The organism is Caballeronia sp. dw_276 (genome assembly GCF_018449635.1).
Classification (GTDB): Bacteria; Pseudomonadota; Gammaproteobacteria; order Burkholderiales; family Burkholderiaceae; genus Caballeronia.
The window spans coordinates 464,716-478,988 of record NZ_JAAVUV010000005.1 but is presented as its reverse complement, the minus strand read 5'-3'; the positions used below and the strand labels follow the sequence as shown (position 1 = coordinate 478,988).

At 61.4% G+C, this 14,273-nt stretch carries 17 protein-coding genes and 1 tRNA gene; 13 read left to right on the top strand and 5 right to left on the bottom strand.

Going from position 1 to position 14,273, the window contains the following annotated elements:
- Nucleotides 1-18 precede the first annotated feature (18 nt).
- Genes ccmD through HB633_RS13505 form a run of 7 tightly spaced genes read left to right on the top strand, consistent with a single transcriptional unit; the run spans nt 19 to nt 5,635 of the window.
- Nucleotides 19-198, top strand: coding sequence for a heme exporter protein CcmD (gene ccmD / locus HB633_RS30865; RefSeq protein ID WP_213778582.1), 180 nt, complete (start codon nt 19-21; stop codon nt 196-198).
- Nucleotides 195-656 carry a cytochrome c maturation protein CcmE gene (ccmE, locus tag HB633_RS13530; RefSeq protein WP_213778581.1) on the top strand — a complete coding sequence of 154 codons (462 nt, stop codon included), beginning with the start codon at nt 195-197 and terminating at the stop codon, nt 654-656. The genes ccmD and ccmE overlap by 4 nt, the downstream gene beginning before the upstream one ends.
- Nucleotides 653-2,689, top strand: a complete 2,037-nt coding sequence (locus HB633_RS13525; RefSeq protein ID WP_213778580.1) for a heme lyase CcmF/NrfE family subunit — start codon at nt 653-655, stop codon at nt 2,687-2,689. Before ccmE ends, HB633_RS13525 begins: the two co-directional genes overlap by 4 nt.
- Nucleotides 2,690-3,229: a DsbE family thiol:disulfide interchange protein gene (locus HB633_RS13520; protein WP_213778579.1), complete on the top strand. Its 540-nt coding sequence runs from the start codon at nt 2,690-2,692 to the stop codon at nt 3,227-3,229. It begins immediately after the preceding gene.
- Nucleotides 3,222-3,686, top strand: coding sequence for a cytochrome c-type biogenesis protein (locus HB633_RS13515; RefSeq protein WP_213778578.1), 465 nt, complete (start codon nt 3,222-3,224; stop codon nt 3,684-3,686). Before HB633_RS13520 ends, HB633_RS13515 begins: the two co-directional genes overlap by 8 nt.
- Nucleotides 3,683-4,861 carry a c-type cytochrome biogenesis protein CcmI gene (ccmI, locus tag HB633_RS13510; RefSeq protein ID WP_213778577.1) on the top strand — a complete coding sequence of 393 codons (1,179 nt, stop codon included), beginning with the start codon at nt 3,683-3,685 and terminating at the stop codon, nt 4,859-4,861. Before HB633_RS13515 ends, ccmI begins: the two co-directional genes overlap by 4 nt.
- Before the next feature lie 51 nt (nt 4,862-4,912).
- On the top strand, nt 4,913-5,635 hold the full coding sequence (locus HB633_RS13505) for a ribonuclease HI family protein (protein WP_213778576.1): 723 nt from the start codon (nt 4,913-4,915) through the stop codon (nt 5,633-5,635).
- Here HB633_RS13505 and HB633_RS13500 read toward each other — a convergent pair.
- Entirely contained in the window at nt 5,575-6,306 is a 732-nt protein-coding gene (locus HB633_RS13500) for an SDR family oxidoreductase (protein ID WP_213778575.1), read from the bottom strand. The genes HB633_RS13505 and HB633_RS13500 overlap by 61 nt on opposite strands.
- 325 nt (nt 6,307-6,631) lie before the next feature.
- On the opposite strand from HB633_RS13500, the gene HB633_RS13495 reads away from it, so the two are divergent.
- Both HB633_RS13495 and HB633_RS13490 read left to right on the top strand, forming a co-directional pair.
- Nucleotides 6,632-8,164 (top strand): oligopeptide:H+ symporter, encoded by a 1,533-nt coding sequence (locus tag HB633_RS13495; protein ID WP_213778574.1) that lies wholly within the window; start codon nt 6,632-6,634, stop codon nt 8,162-8,164.
- Nucleotides 8,165-8,242: 78 nt separating this feature from the next.
- Nucleotides 8,243-8,319: transfer RNA gene (locus HB633_RS13490), tRNA-Met, on the top strand.
- Nucleotides 8,320-8,620: 301 nt separating this feature from the next.
- On the opposite strand, the gene rpsU is transcribed toward HB633_RS13490, so the two are convergent.
- The 4 genes from rpsU to HB633_RS13470 all read right to left on the bottom strand — a co-directional run bounded on the left by rpsU (nt 8,621) and on the right by HB633_RS13470 (nt 10,571).
- Nucleotides 8,621-8,833, bottom strand: coding sequence for a 30S ribosomal protein S21 (rpsU, locus tag HB633_RS13485; RefSeq protein WP_006999077.1), 213 nt, complete (start codon nt 8,831-8,833; stop codon nt 8,621-8,623).
- Between the two features lie 188 nt (nt 8,834-9,021).
- The gene (locus tag HB633_RS13480) at nt 9,022-9,354 is read right to left on the bottom strand and encodes a 2Fe-2S iron-sulfur cluster-binding protein (protein WP_213778573.1); all 333 of its coding nucleotides are present in this window, start codon (nt 9,352-9,354) and stop codon (nt 9,022-9,024) included.
- 8 nt (nt 9,355-9,362) lie between these two features.
- Complete coding sequence (locus HB633_RS13475) at nt 9,363-9,956, bottom strand: YigZ family protein (RefSeq protein ID WP_213778572.1); 594 nt, start codon at nt 9,954-9,956, stop codon at nt 9,363-9,365.
- A gap of 63 nt (nt 9,957-10,019) precedes the next feature.
- Entirely contained in the window at nt 10,020-10,571 is a 552-nt protein-coding gene (locus HB633_RS13470) for a GNAT family N-acetyltransferase (protein ID WP_213778571.1), read from the bottom strand.
- A gap of 385 nt (nt 10,572-10,956) precedes the next feature.
- On the opposite strand from HB633_RS13470, the gene HB633_RS13465 reads away from it, so the two are divergent.
- The 4 genes from HB633_RS13465 to HB633_RS13450 all read left to right on the top strand — a co-directional run bounded on the left by HB633_RS13465 (nt 10,957) and on the right by HB633_RS13450 (nt 14,245).
- Nucleotides 10,957-11,847 carry an EAL domain-containing protein gene (locus HB633_RS13465; protein ID WP_346730307.1) on the top strand — a complete coding sequence of 297 codons (891 nt, stop codon included), beginning with the start codon at nt 10,957-10,959 and terminating at the stop codon, nt 11,845-11,847.
- 36 nt (nt 11,848-11,883) lie between these two features.
- Nucleotides 11,884-12,309, top strand: coding sequence for a hypothetical protein (locus HB633_RS13460; RefSeq protein WP_255580909.1), 426 nt, complete (start codon nt 11,884-11,886; stop codon nt 12,307-12,309).
- Nucleotides 12,310-12,519: 210 nt separating this feature from the next.
- On the top strand, nt 12,520-13,263 hold the full coding sequence (locus HB633_RS13455) for an ATP-binding cassette domain-containing protein (RefSeq protein WP_162244447.1): 744 nt from the start codon (nt 12,520-12,522) through the stop codon (nt 13,261-13,263).
- A 64-nt stretch (nt 13,264-13,327) separates the two neighbouring features.
- Nucleotides 13,328-14,245 carry a GlxA family transcriptional regulator gene (locus tag HB633_RS13450; protein WP_213778650.1) on the top strand — a complete coding sequence of 306 codons (918 nt, stop codon included), beginning with the start codon at nt 13,328-13,330 and terminating at the stop codon, nt 14,243-14,245.
- Nucleotides 14,246-14,273: the final 28 nt, after the last annotated feature.

The following is a 14,273-nucleotide window of genomic DNA, read 5'->3' as shown; positions in this document are numbered from 1 at the left end:
GGGCGAAGGGGCAGGGCCATGAACCTCTTGAATAGCGCAAACGGTGACCTCTGGTACTTGTGGGTCGCCTTCGACATCACGTTTTTCGTGCTGGCGGTCGAGATCGCGATCACCGTCAACGCGGGCAGGAGGCATCGGCGGCGCGAACGGTCGATTCAGCCACGCACACGCACGAGCACGCTCACGGAGAGACCGTGAAGGGGCGCACGCGACGGGCGTGCGGCGTCGCCGCCGGGCTGGCGACGCTCGGCGGCGCGGCGGCGCTGGTGCTGAACGCGTTCAATTCCAACGTGATGTTCTTTGTCACGCCGAGCCAGCTTGCAGCAGACAGCATGACGCAGACGACGCGGCTGCGAGTTGGCGGACTCGTCGAGCACGGTTCGGTCCAGCGCGATGCAAGCGGGCTGACCGTGCGTTTCATGATCACCGATACCGCCCGCGAAATCCCGGTTGTTTATCGCGGGGTGTTGCCTGATCTGTTCCGCGAGGGCAAGGGCGTGGTCGCGCAAGGGCGCTTGTCGCCGGAGGGCGTCTTCGTGGCGGATCAGGTTCTCGCCAAGCACGATGAAAACTACATGCCGCCCGAAGCCGCCGATGCAGTCAAACGTGCCCGGGCCACGATGAAAATATCGGACAAGACAGGAGCGATTCGATGATCCCCGAACTCGGCCAGTTCGCGCTGATCGTTGCGTTGCTGCTTGCAGTGACGTGTGGCGTGCTGCCGCTGATTGGCGCGGCGCGCGGCATCTCAGGCTGGACGCGCAGCGCGTGGCCGCTTGCGCGCGGACAAAACGCGTTCGTCGCGATGGCGTTCGCTTGCCTGGCGGTATCGTTTGTCAACGATGATTTTTCGATCGCGTACGTGGCGTCGAATTCCAATTCGATGCTGCCGCTCGCGTACCGTTTCGCCGCCGTCTGGGGCGGACATGAAGGCTCGCTGCTGCTCTGGACCTTGTTGCTGACGTTCTGGATGACAGCGGTCTCCATCTTCAGCAAGCAGCTTCCCATATCGATGGTCGCGCGCGTGCTCGGCGTCATGAGCTGGATCAACACGGGCTTCCTCGCCTTCATGCTGTGGACGTCGAACCCGTTCATACGTCTTTTGCCGCCCGCGATGGACGGCCGCGATCTCAACCCCTTGTTGCAAGACCCCGGCATGGTTTCGCATCCGCCGATCCTCTACATGGGTTACGTGGGCTTCGCGGTGGTGTTTTCGTTTGCGGTATCGGCGTTGTTATCGGGTCAGCTCGACGCCACCTGGGCGCGCTGGTCTCGCCCGTGGACCACGGCCGCGTGGACCTTCCTCACGCTTGGCATCATGCTCGGCAGCGGCTGGGCATATTACGAACTCGGCTGGGGCGGCTGGTGGTTCTGGGACCCGGTGGAGAACGCGTCGTTCATGCCGTGGCTCGTCGGCACGGCGCTGATGCATTCGCTCGCCGTCACCGACAAACGCGGCAGCTTTCGCGCGTGGACCGTGCTGCTCGCCATTTGCGCGTTTTCGCTGAGTTTGCTCGGCACGTTCCTCGTGCGCTCGGGCGTGATTACATCGGTTCATGCGTTTGCCACCGATCCCACGCGCGGACTATTCATTCTCGTGTTCCTTTCGATCGTGACCGGCGGCGCGTTAATGCTGTTCGCGTGGCGCGCGCCGAAGATCGGGCTGGGCGCGGGTTTCGCGCTGGTATCGCGCGAGTCGCTGCTGTTATCGAATAACGTGGTGTTGATGGTGGCCGCGGCTTCCGTGTTGCTTGGCACGTTGTACCCGCTTGCGCTCGACGTGTTGGACCTCGGAAAAATCTCCGTCGGCGCGCCTTATTTCGATGCCGTATTCGTGCCGCTCATGACGCCCGCGATTTTCCTGATGGGCATCGGCCCGATCGCGCGATGGAAGTCCGCGCGCCTGCCGCATATCGCCGTGCGGCTTTGCTGGGCGGCGCTGGTGAGCGTGGCGTCGGCGGTTGCGGTGCCGTTGCTTACGGGCGGTTGGCGGCCGCTGGTTGCATTGGGTATCGGGCTTGCCGTGTGGTGCGGCACGGCAACGCTGACCGCGCTTGCCGTGCGTATCTCGGAACAGCGAGGCGCGTTTTTCATGCGCTTTTTCCGCGTGCCGCGCGGCTTTTACGGCATGCTCGCCGCGCATTTGGGCGTGGGCGTTTTCATCGCGGGCGTGACGCTCGTCAAAGGCTACGAAAGCGCCGGCGACGGGCGGCTGGACGTCGGCCAGTCGGTCAGCGCCGGCGGCTACACATTTCGTTTCGATGGCACCAAGGAAGTCAATGGCCCGAACTATCGGGCGTTGCGCGCGACGGTCGTGGCGATTCGCGACGGCGCTGTGGTCGCCGTCATGCATCCGGAGAAACGCTTCTTTGTCGTGAAGAAGACGACCATGACCGAAGCCGCCGTCGACCGCGCGCCGTTGCGCGATCTGTACGTCGCTCTCGGCGATGCCGCCGCCGACAGCCCGACCGCGTGGACCTTGCGCGTACAGGTGAAACCGTTTGTGGACTGGATCTGGGGAGGTTGCCTTTTGATGGCATTCGGCGGCCTGTTGGCGGCGAGTGACCGGCGGTATCGGCTCGCTGTGAAGGCCCGTCGTGAGGCGTCCGCCGCGTCCGCGGTGACCGCTCGAAGCCGCCTTCAGGCCCAATCCGTCATTGCAACAGCGCACGCAAAGGAGACGCGCTAAGTGAAACGCTTTTTGCTGCCGCTTATTTTTTTCGCGGGTCTGAGCGCGGTGCTGGCGGCATCGTTGTCGAACGATCCGCGACGCTTGCCGTCGGCGTTTATCGGCAAGAACGCACCGCGGTTCGATCTTCCACGTCTCGACAATCCCGGCAGGAACCTCTCGCCGGACGCGCTGCGCGGACAAGTGTGGATCATGAACGTCTGGGCGTCGTGGTGCGAATCCTGCCGCGATGAACATTCGCTGCTGGTCTCGCTCGCGGGCAAGAATGTCGTGCCTATCTATGGACTCAACTACAAGGACGAGCCCGAAGCGGCGCAGCAATGGCTGCGGCAGGCGGGCAATCCGTATATTGCATCGATGGTCGATCGCTCGGGGCAGACGGGCATCGACTATGGCGTGTACGGCGTGCCGGAAACCTTCGTGATCGACCGGCAGGGCGTGATCCGTTTCAAGCGCTCGGGGCCGCTTACGCAAACCGCGCTCGATACACAAATCCTCCCGCTGGTCCGAAAGCTGCAAGACGAGGGCAGCGATGATTAGGCTCGCCTGCTTGTTGTTCCTCCTCGTTTGCTTCGTGCAGACCCGTGCGCTTGCTGCCGAAGTCGCGCCTAACACGAGTGCGAACCCGGAAGTCAAGGCGCGGATAAACCAGCTGGAATCGAATTTCCGATGTCTCGTCTGCCAGAACGAAACCATCGCGGATTCGACCGCCGATCTCGCGGCGGACCTTCGCGCGATCATCCACGAACAGGTTGAACAGGGCGCAACCGATGCGCAGATCCGCGATTACATGGTGACGCGCTATGGCGACTTCGTGCTCTACGATCCGCCGTTCAAGACGCTGACCTGGGCGCTCTGGATCGGACCTTTCGTCTTGCTCGTGTTTGCATTTGCTGCGCTTGTTCTCGTGGTGTTGCGTCGCCGAAGAACGCCTCCGCCCGCGCTGACCGACCTGGAACGCAGGCGCGCGCGGCGTCTTTTGGGTAGCCGTCCATGATCACTTTCTGGATTATCGCGGCCGCCATGCTCATCGCGGCAATATTGTGCGCGGTCGTGCCGCTGATGCAGCGCGAACCCGCTGCCGATACACCCAAACCCCGCGCGCTGAACGTATCGCTGTATCGCCGGGAACTCGCCGATGCCGACCATGACCGGCTCGCGGGCGTGCTGTCGGATGGTCAGCACGCCGCGTTGCGCAGTGAAATCGAACAGCGCGTTCTCGCCGATACCCGCACGCCCGCCGCGCTGTCGCTCATGCGTGCGTCGCCGCAAGGGACGGCTACGCGCGCGGCCACCAGCGCGCTTCTGATCGCGCTGTTTCCGGCCGCCGCATGCGCGTTGTACCTCAAGCTCGGGCAGCCGGCCGCGCTCGACCTGGACGACTCGTTCGGCGCATCGCACGACATGAGTTCGGCGTCGGTGGAAATGATGGTGTCGCGCCTGGCGTTTCGTTTGAAAAGCCGCGTCCCAGATCCCCGCGATGCCGCCAACTGGGCCACCCTGGCGCGCTCGTACGCGGTGCTCGAGCGCCCGTCGGACGCCGCGGCGGCCTACGCACGCGCAGTCACGCTCGACCCGGGCGACGCCCAGATGCGCGCCGATTTCGCCGATACCCTCGCGAGTGCAAACGAAGGCCGTCTTGATGGCCGGCCGTCCGAGGAGATTGCGGCGGCGCTCGCCATCGAACCAGCGAATCCGAAAGCGTTGGCTCTGGCGGCATCGGCTGCGTTCGAGGCGCGGCGCTTTGCATCCGCGATCAGTTATTGGCGACGGCTGATCGCCACACTCGACGCCGCGTCGCCCATCGCGGTCCAGGCGCGCAAAAATATCGATGAAGCGCTGAGCATGAGCGCGGTCACCGTGACGTTGCAGTTCGCCGGCGGCGAACACACCACGCCCGACGCAACCGTGATCCTGAGCGCGCACGCGCAGGGCGCAGCGAACACGTTGCTCGCCGAGCGGCATTTATCGGCGAGTGAATTGCCGGCGACGGTCGTGCTCGATGACTCGTTCGCCCTCAATCCCGCCGATACGCTCTCCGCCTACCCGCAAGTCAGCGTGGAAGCGCGGGTTGTGACAGCGACGCCGGGCGAGAATCTGAGTGCTCGAACGAATGTCACGGGGGCCGAAAATCGACGTGCTGCCCTCGTGATCGCGGCGCCACCGGGGTAGGGCAATCGAAAAAATTGTTAAGCTCGGCGTTCGGTCACTTTTCTCCCCGACATGTTCGAGTTCGACGAGCTATTCCAGATTGCCTATAAACGCGAGCGCGCGATCAGCCGGCGGTTGACGAAGCTCACGGCGCTTTCCGCGCACGCCGCGTTGACGCAGACGCTGGAAAAGGCGGCTGGCGCAGCGTCGCTCGCGGATCTTGTCAACGCGCGGCGTCTGGAAAAGGCGGCGGCGCTTCGAGCCGCGCAGCGCCGGCGTGAAGATCGCGAAGCCGCGCGCGCCGCACGAAACCTGAAACCGTCGAATCGCGATGCCATCGCGTGGCACGCATGGTTCGATGGCTCCGCGCATCCGAATCCGGGAAAGATAGGCATTGGCGGATTGCTCGAAAGTCCGGACGGCGAGGTCGTGAAAATCAGCGCGATTGCCGGCCACGGTGATAGTTGCAAAGCCGAATATCTGGCGCTGATCGCGGTGCTGGAGGCGGCGTTATCGCAGCGGCCGGCGCCTGAAAAGCTTGTGATCCACGGTGACAGTCAGGTCGTCATAGAAGACGTTTTACGCGATGCCGCGAACAGCGCGCCCGCGCTCATTTCGTACGCAACGCAAGCGCGTGAGTTGATCTCGCAACTCGCCGATGTACATTTCCAGTGGATCCCACGCCACCGCAACACAGCCGCCGATGCGTTGTCGCAAAGCGCCATCCGCGAGGATCACGCCAATTCACGCACGTCCGTCACGGGTGTTTCGCCGAACGCGTCGCTCAACGCATAGTCGAGCACTTTGCGCGCCGCTTCGGCGGGGGTGGCAAGCTGGCCGCTGCGCTTGAGTTCATCGAATTTTTCTCGCAGCGGAAACGCATCGAGACCCGTGCCGCGAATCTCGGCTTGCATGTCTGTATCGATAACCCCCGGCGCCACGCTGCCAATGCGCAACGCACGGTTGTTATCCAGCGTGACGGCCCGCGCGTGGTGATCCAGCGCTGCTTTCGTTGCGCAATAGATGCTCCAGCCGGGGTACGCATTGCGCGCGGCGCCGCTTGAAATATGCACGATCCGGCGGTCCGGCACGTTCGCGCCCGATGCAGCCACCGCAGCCGATAACATCAACGGCGCGGCCACATTCACGCTCACTGAACGGCCGATCGCGCCCACATCCTGCCCTTCCAAAGGACCGACCGGCTGCAACATGCCCGCGTTGTTGATCAACACCACGGTATGCGCGCCATCGACGAAGCGCTTCAATGCGCCCGTTGCAATCCACGTTTCGAGCTTGGATGTATCGGCGAGATCGAGTTCCACTTCCTGCAATAAATCCGACGCTTGCACCGCGCTGCGATTGCGCGAAATCCCGAGCACGGCAATGCCGCGCGCGATCAGATTATCGGCGAGCGCGGCGCCAAGACCGCGTGTATGCCCGGTGAGAATCGCCTTGATGGTGTTCATGTGATTGCAGTCCAGTGAATGAAGTCGAACAAGAAAGTTATCACGAGTTTTAAACCTCAACAGCGCTCACGCCATTTGGCAAAACAGTGCAACGACGCCTTCCGACTGCACGACATATTGACGATGGTCAATCGAATTGCATTTCAGTCGTCGTCTCAAAAAGTTGAACGCTGTATGTGCAAGGCTTTGCGACACATTTACCGATCGCACTGGGATAATCGCCGCTCGTCATATGTCGGACTCCTGCATTAACGAGTCCGGTTGAAACATGCCCTTTAGTTTTCAGTCCACACGTAGCGGTATTAAACCTTAATCGAGATTTACCATGACTTCACACTCGTCCGGCACGTCGCAGACGCGCTCGTTTACGACCGTTTTCCTGATCGAGATGTGGGAGCGTTTCGGCTATTACGGCATGGCCGCGTTGCTCGTTCTGTTCATGATCGACAAGCTTGGTTTCACCGATGAACATGCCAACCTCACATGGGGCGCATTTACCGCGCTGGTGTTCTCGGCGCCGGCCATCGGTGGCTGGATTGGCGACAAGATCCTCGGTGCACGGCGCACGATGATCTTCGGCGCATGCGTGCTGGCATCGGGTTACCTGATGCTCGCGATCCCGTTCGAATCGCTTGGTTATATGTATGCGGCGCTCGGCGTGATCGTGGTCGGCAACGGCCTGTTCAAGGCGAACGCGGCGAACCTCGTGCGGCGCATTTACGAAGGCGACGACGCGCGCCTCGACAGCGCGTTCACCATCTACTACATGTCGGTCAATATCGGTTCGACCATGTCGATGCTCGCCACACCCTGGATCAAGGATCATTGGGGCTGGCACGTCGCGTTCGCCGTATGTTTCGCGGGCATGGTGCTGGGCCTGATCAACTTCGCGATCATGCGCAACACGGTGGCGCGCATTGGCTCCGCCCCCGACGACAAACCCATGCAATGGCGCCACTTCGCCGCAGTCGTGGCGGGTGCCGTGGCGCTTGGCGTGGCTACCGTGTTCGTGCTGCAAAACGAACATGTTGCGGCCATCTGCGTGTATGCGGCGGGCGCCGCCGTTCTCGTGATCTTCGGCTGGATGCTGCTGAAATGCGACCGCAGCGAACGCGCGGGTTTGCTTGCCGCGTTGATCCTGACGTTGCAGGTTATCTTGTTCTTCATCTTCTATCAGCAGATGTCGACGTCACTCACTTTGTTCGCGCTTCGCAACGTAGATCCATCGTTCACGCTGTTCAACGTGACGTTGTTCTCGTGGAGCGCGGCGCAATTCCAGGCGCTCAATCCAATCTGGATCATGCTGCTGAGCCCGTTCCTCGCAATTGGCTACACGCGCCTTGCAAACAAGGGCATCGATCTGCCGATCGCCGCAAAGTACGCGCTGGGTTTCATGGTCGTGGCATTGGGCTTTTTCGTGTTCGCATTCAGCGGCCGATATGCAGTCGATGGCCGCGTGTCATCGTGGTTCATGGTCGGCGGTTACGGGCTATATTCGCTCGGGGAATTGCTGGTGTCGGGCCTGGGCCTCGCGATGATCGCGCACTACGTACCTGTGCGCATGAGCGGTTTCATGATGGGCGCTTACTATGTCGCAACCGGCGTGTCGCAATATCTTGGCAGCGTGGTTGCCAACCTGGCGCGCATGCCATCGGGCGATCTCGGTCCGCTGCAATCGCTGCCGCTTTATACATCGCTCTTCTTTGGGCTCGGCTGGGTTGCAGCAGGCGGGGCGGCTGTCGCGGTTGTGTTGCTGCCGTTGCTTAAGCGCTTGTCGAGAGAGCATCGCCGATGCGTCGAAGCCACGCGTAATGGTGTCGATGCATATCCGGCGCCGAAGCCTGCATCGACACGGTAGATTCAACGCCGCTTCATTGAGTTGCAATATTCGTCGAATACGTTTGACCGCACATGCCCATCCCGCTATAATCTTTTTCGCGGGGTGGAGCAGTCTGGCAGCTCGTCGGGCTCATAACCCGAAGGTCGTAGGTTCAAATCCTACCCCCGCAACCAAAGATTCAAACGCATAAAGCCCGGTCTATCCGGGCTTTATGCGTTTACGGCATTCTCCAAGAGATCGGTGTTGCTTTCGTATCATGCATCTGCTGAACCAACGCCAAATGCCCGCACGATGAACACATTGTGCAGGCTGTCAACTTCTGGATTTGCGCGGCCGTCGGTGCAGGCGATAACCACAACCCACCAATGCGCGACTTTTAGGGCGACTCGCTTCGCTTCGTCACCAGGCGGATGCCCGAGCGGATTGCATCAGGGCAACGCGTAGTTCGCATGGCCCGTGAGCCATACAACTACTTCAATAGAATTTCTTCGGCAACTGGGCGCGGCGGATTTGCTTGCGCAGACGAGCAACGGCAGCAGCTTTCTTGCGCTTGCGCTCGGTGGTCGGCTTTTCATAAGCCATACGCGACTTCAGTTCCTGAATCAGGCCGGTACGTTCGACGGTGCGACGAAAACGGCGCATGGCGACGTCGAAAGGCTCGTTCTCTTTCAACAATACTTTAGTCATTGAGTTCTCAGTTGTTCTGGCCCTGCCAGAAAATTAAACGAAATGCAATTGTACACTTTTCGAGGCCTCCATTGCAGGCGCCTCAACAATCCGACGCTTCGCGGCGGCCGGGAACGACATCGTAGGTTATTGATAAGAGACAACAATCCCGGATTACCCGGGTAATCGCAAGCTGCTCGTCAGCCGTCTCAGAAACCGCGTCCGCGGCCGGGTCTTGCCTCGGCGGCAGGAAGAATTGCCTCGAAATCCGCTTCAATTTTTACATTTGAGAGCGGCAGCGCCACGCAAGGGAGAATCCAGCCTTCGGCTTTTTCTTCGGCTGTCAAACCTGGCCATTCGATCTTGTAGCGCACCGTGCCGTCTTTCATTTGGCACAAGCACGCCCGGCACGTCCCATTGCGACAGGAACTCGATAAGCGCAAGCCGGCGAGGGCCGCAGCTTCCAGAATGGTCGTCTCGCCGCTCGACGGGAAAGTGCGGCTCGACGGCAAAAGGGTGATCGTGAACGTTCGCGGGATCATGGCGGCTTTCACGATTTTTTCGCGATGACCGCGCGCCCGTGCGTCAGGTCGCGGATGGCGTCGGCGGCGGCATCGAGCACGGCAAGAGGCATCTGTATGGACAGGCTTACCGTCATGCCGTACGCAGGTTCGGCGAGCGCGTGGCCTTCCTGTTCGACCCATCGGCGAACGCGGGCTTCATCGGCGTAATCGACTTCTACATCAAGCAGCCCGAGCGCCACGCGTTCGATGCGCTCGGCGAGCTGCATCGCCGTCGCGATGGCGTCCGTGTATGCGCGCACGAGTCCGCCCGCGCCGAGCTTGACGCCGCCGTAGTAGCGCACGACGGCCGCCAGCACGCCGTCCACCTCATGGTGGCGCAGGACTTCGAGGATCGGTCGGCCGGCGGTGCCGGAGGGCTCGCCGTCGTCGGACATGCCCGATTCGCCGCCCGCCAGCAACGCCCAGCAAACGTGCGTGGCAGCGGGATGCCGGGCGCGCAGCGCATCGAGTTCGACCATTGCGGCCGCGCGATCGGCGACCGGCAGCGCCAGCGCAATGAAACGGCTCTTGCGGATATCGATTTCAGCGGTAACGGCGGCGGCGAGGGTGTACGTGGGCAAATAAAACTCTGACGGGGAAAATGCGATTGCGGACGACGCCGTGTGGAACGGCGAATCCCGGGTTTATCTTGGGGGAAGCAAGGGTTTGTCTTCGCCCAACGGACGCTGCATGAGCACGGTATCGACCCATTGGCCGTGTTTGTAGCCGGCCTTGCGCAGTACGCCGACATGTTCAAAGCCTAGCCGCTCGTGCAGCGCGATCGAGCCCGGGTTGCCGCTGCCGGCCATGGCCACCACCGCAACCATCTGCCGCCACGGGCCGGCTTCGCATCGCTCGATCAGGGCAGTCATGAGCGCGAGACCAAGTCCGCGGCCACTGTGACCATCGGCGATGTAAACCGAATCCTCGATGGTATGCCGGTAGCCCGAGCGCGGCCGGTACGCCGTCGCATACGCATAACCGACCACTTCACCCTGTTGTTGCGCCACCAGATAGGGCAAGCCCGCACTCGTGATCGATGCATGCCGCGCACGCATCTCATCTGCATTGGGCGGCGTTTCCTCGAACGTGGCAAGCGCATGCAGCACGTAATGCGCGTAGATGCGCGCGATCGCGTCGAAGTCGGCCGCAGCTGCGTCGCGGATGGTGAATGCGCGGGCATCGTCCAGTGCCATTGAGTGCCTCCTTGAGTCGAGCGTGACGAAGTGGGAAAGATTCAAAGCGTGCCTGATTTTCTCACGACTCCCGGCCTTATCCGCCATTTGCCAGACGCCTGCACACATGTGCCGCAAAAGTATCGAACCGGCGTGCGCCAGCCCACCAATGGGGGCATTTCGTCAGCGCGGAAGCATTGAAGCGATGCATGCGCGACCGCTACACTGGGTCGCTTGGGTGCGCGCGGACGTGCCACAGGAGCGCCAGATGAGACCAGCATGTCGCGCCCGTGCACAGTGAACAAAACTGTTTCATCCGGCAATGCCAATAAGAATCACGCGGCGTAACTTGCGTCGAAAACCATAAGAGGCACACAAGAGGCATGACGGACATGAAGACTCACGCATGATGAACACCTTCAATTTCGCCGGCACCGCCCGTTCGCGCGCTCGTCCCTGGAACTGGCTGTTCGCGGGACTCGCGGGCGGCCTCGCTGTTTCCGCATGGCTCGGCCTCTTGATGGTCCGGCGCCTCTCGCCGCTCGGGCAGCTCAGCGACGCCGTGCGCCGCCATCAGTTCATCGTCGCGTATCAGCCGATCGTCGATCTCGACACGCGGCAATGCATCGGTGCCGAAGCGCTCGTCAGGTGGAAGCAGAACAACCGCATCGTGCGTCCCGATCACTTCATTCCGCTGGCTGAAAATCGCGGGCTGATCCAGGCGATCACCGACCAGGTGTTCGATACCATCTTGTTCGAACTTGGCGAGTTCTTGCAGCGGTACAGCGAGATGTATGTATCGATCAACCTGAGCGCGCCCGACCTCGTCACGCGGCGCTTTCTCGATCGTCTGACCCCGGCGCTGGCCGAGGCGGGCATTTCGCCGCAACAGATCCGGATCGAGGCCACCGAGCGTTGTTTCCTCGACGCCGATGCCGCGAAGGAAGTCATCCAGGCGTTTCGCGATGCCGGACATCCGGTTTATATCGATGACTTCGGAACGGGGTATTCGAGTCTTTCGCACTTGCAGAATTTCCAGGTCGATGCGCTGAAGATCGACAAGTCTTTCGTCGATACCGTCGGTCAGGACGCGGCGTCCAGCAGCGTGGCGTCGCATATCGTGGATATGGCGCAAACGCTCGGCGTGCAGGTCGTGGCCGAGGGCATCGAGCGTGAGGAACAGGCGTGTTACCTGCACGCGCGCGGTGCGCAATTCGGGCAGGGCTGGCTTTTCTCGGAACCGCTTTCCGCGCCGGATTTTATTCGCTATGCAGGGCGGACACTGGCGACGGTGTAGGCTTCGGGCATCGAACTTATATTTCGGAACCCGCCCATGACCGCCAGAATGACCGACGCCGTTGCGACTGCTTTCCTAAAGGATGTGCGCCATCCGCTACTGGCGCTGCACCGCAGTCTTCTCGATGAATTGCGCGCCCGGCACGAAGCCGAGTTCGGCGCGGTATCGCCCGCCGAGTTCCTGCAGATCGTGATCAACGGCAGCGCGTTCAAATGGCTCGGGCCGCTCTCGACGCTGATCGCGGCGCTCGACGACGTGATTGACGACCCGGACGCCACGCCCGATGGACGCATTGACATGGCGCACGCGGTGGCATCGATGTTCGGGGCCAAAGATCGCAACGCCGCCTTCGACGTTCACTATCTGCCGATGCTCCAAGCGAGCCCGGAGATCGCGCTCGCCAACGGCCGTGTGGCGCAGCAAGTGCGCGCCGTACTTCCCGCCGAGCCTGATAAAGACTGACGAATTCTCGCTGCATTTCGGCTGCGTGGACAGCGAGGGCGTTTGCCCCAATGCCGGTGCGGCGGCCGGTTTCGGTAGAATCCGCAGCCATGATCGAATCGATCGGACCCTTCAGACTCATCCTCCGGGGAGAATGCGTTGGACACTTCCGCACAAACCGCAGCATCGGCCGCCGCGAAGAACGCCGCGGTCAAACTCGTCGCCCGCGACATCCACAAGCGTTTCGGCGATAACGAAGTGCTCAAGGGTGTTTCCCTCGCCGCCAACGCCGGCGACGTGATCAGCATCATCGGGTCGAGCGGCTCGGGCAAAAGTACCTTCCTGCGATGCATCAATTTCCTCGAGCGGCCGAACGCCGGCGACATCATCGTCGATGGCGAACCGGTGCGCACGAAAACCGATAATCGCGGCAACCTCGAAGTCGCGGACCACAAGCAGCTCCAGCGCGTGCGCACCAAACTCGCGATGGTGTTCCAGCATTTCAACTTGTGGGCGCACATGACATCGATTGAAAACGTCATGGAAGCGCCCATGCATGTGCTGGGTTTATCGAAGAAAGAAGCGAGCGAACGGGCGCGCGAATGTCTCGAGAAGGTCGGCCTCGCGCCGAAGGTCGAGAAGCAATATCCGTCGCACTTGTCGGGCGGCCAGCAGCAGCGCGTGGCAATTGCGCGCGCGCTTGCCATGCACCCGGACGTGATGCTCTTCGATGAACCCACGTCCGCACTCGATCCGGAACTCGTCGGCGAGGTGCTGAAAGTGATGCAAAAGCTGGCGGAAGAAGGCCGCACGATGATCGTCGTCACGCACGAGATGGGCTTTGCTCGCAATGTATCGAATCATGTGATGTTTCTGCATCAGGGACGCACGGAAGAAGAGGGCGCGCCCGCCGAGGTCCTGAGCCGGCCGAACAGCGAACGGCTGCGCCAATTCCTGTCCGGCAGCCTCAAGTAACGTGCCGGCTGGAGTCGGGCCGCAACCGTTGCGTGTGGTCATCGCGGTGATCGCCCCATGTTCGATGAGCGGCGTGGGGCCGGTCATCGATACGTTGCGGCTCGCAAATGAAATCGATGGCAATGCGCTGTACGCGTGGCAGGTCGTGTCGCACGATGGGCGCGATATCACGCTCGGCGGTGGCGCAACGTTGAAAATTCAGGCTGGGTTCAGTGCCGAAATTGAATGTGACTGGCTGATCGTGCTGAGCGAAGGTTTTCAGCCACTCGGCGGACAACGCGCGTTTCTTCAAGCGCTGACTCGGGTTGCGTCGAATACTCGGCTAGTCAGCGGAATTCACCATGGCGTATGGTGGCTGGCATTGGCGGGATTGCTCGATGGTTATCGTGCAGCGGTGAACTGGGACATTGCGCAGCAATTCACCGAACAATTCGAAAGTTGCATTGTTTCGCAGCAGATTTTCGAAACCGATCGCGACCGTGCTACGTGTTGTGGAGGCCAGCCCACCGCCGATTTCATGCTTGCAATGATCGCGCGGCAAACCAACCGCAATCTCGCCGAGCGGATTGCGGACGCGCTTGGCATGAGTGCATTGCGTTCCGGCGATGAACGCCAGCGCATTCCTTACGTGACTGCCCCGGGCGAGCGTCATCCACGTTTGAATGACGCGCTGCAATTGATGGAAGCAAATATAGAAGAACCGCTTGCCAGCGACGAAATCGCGGCGCTCACCGGCATTTCGCGGCGACAACTGGAGCGGTTGTTCAAACAATATCTCGGCGCAATGCCGGCGAAGTATTACCTCAATCTCCGGCTCGTCAAGGCGCGCACGCAATTGCAGAGAAGCAGCCAGTCGGTGGTGCAGATCAGCCTGGCTTGCGGATTTGCATCGGCGGCGCATTTTTCGAATGCATATCGCGAAAGGTTTGGCGTCACGCCCCGGGAGGAGCGACGCAACTGGATCGAGCGAAACTCCCGCTGACCGGGCGCTGATTTGTCCATGAAAAACG

Bases quoted from the DNA above. Each gene is read 5' to 3' on its own strand.
- ccmD (WP_213778582.1), top strand. From the start codon at position 19: ATGAACCTCTTGAATAGCGCAAACGGTGACCTCTGGTACTTGTGGGTC.
- HB633_RS13525 (WP_213778580.1), top strand. From the start codon at position 653: ATGATCCCCGAACTCGGCCAGTTCGCGCTGATCGTTGCGTTGCTGCTT.
- HB633_RS13515 (WP_213778578.1), top strand. From the start codon at position 3,222: ATGATTAGGCTCGCCTGCTTGTTGTTCCTCCTCGTTTGCTTCGTGCAG.
- ccmI (WP_213778577.1), top strand. From the start codon at position 3,683: ATGATCACTTTCTGGATTATCGCGGCCGCCATGCTCATCGCGGCAATA.
- HB633_RS13505 (WP_213778576.1), top strand. From the start codon at position 4,913: ATGTTCGAGTTCGACGAGCTATTCCAGATTGCCTATAAACGCGAGCGC.
- HB633_RS13500 (WP_213778575.1), bottom strand. From the start codon at position 6,306: ATGAACACCATCAAGGCGATTCTCACCGGGCATACACGCGGTCTTGGC.
- HB633_RS13495 (WP_213778574.1), top strand. From the start codon at position 6,632: ATGACTTCACACTCGTCCGGCACGTCGCAGACGCGCTCGTTTACGACC.
- rpsU (WP_006999077.1), bottom strand. From the start codon at position 8,833: ATGACTAAAGTATTGTTGAAAGAGAACGAGCCTTTCGACGTCGCCATG.
- HB633_RS13480 (WP_213778573.1), bottom strand. From the start codon at position 9,354: ATGATCCCGCGAACGTTCACGATCACCCTTTTGCCGTCGAGCCGCACT.
- HB633_RS13470 (WP_213778571.1), bottom strand. From the start codon at position 10,571: ATGGCACTGGACGATGCCCGCGCATTCACCATCCGCGACGCAGCTGCG.
- HB633_RS13465 (WP_346730307.1), top strand. From the start codon at position 10,957: ATGATGAACACCTTCAATTTCGCCGGCACCGCCCGTTCGCGCGCTCGT.
- HB633_RS13460 (WP_255580909.1), top strand. From the start codon at position 11,884: ATGACCGCCAGAATGACCGACGCCGTTGCGACTGCTTTCCTAAAGGAT.
- HB633_RS13450 (WP_213778650.1), top strand. From the start codon at position 13,328: ATGAGCGGCGTGGGGCCGGTCATCGATACGTTGCGGCTCGCAAATGAA.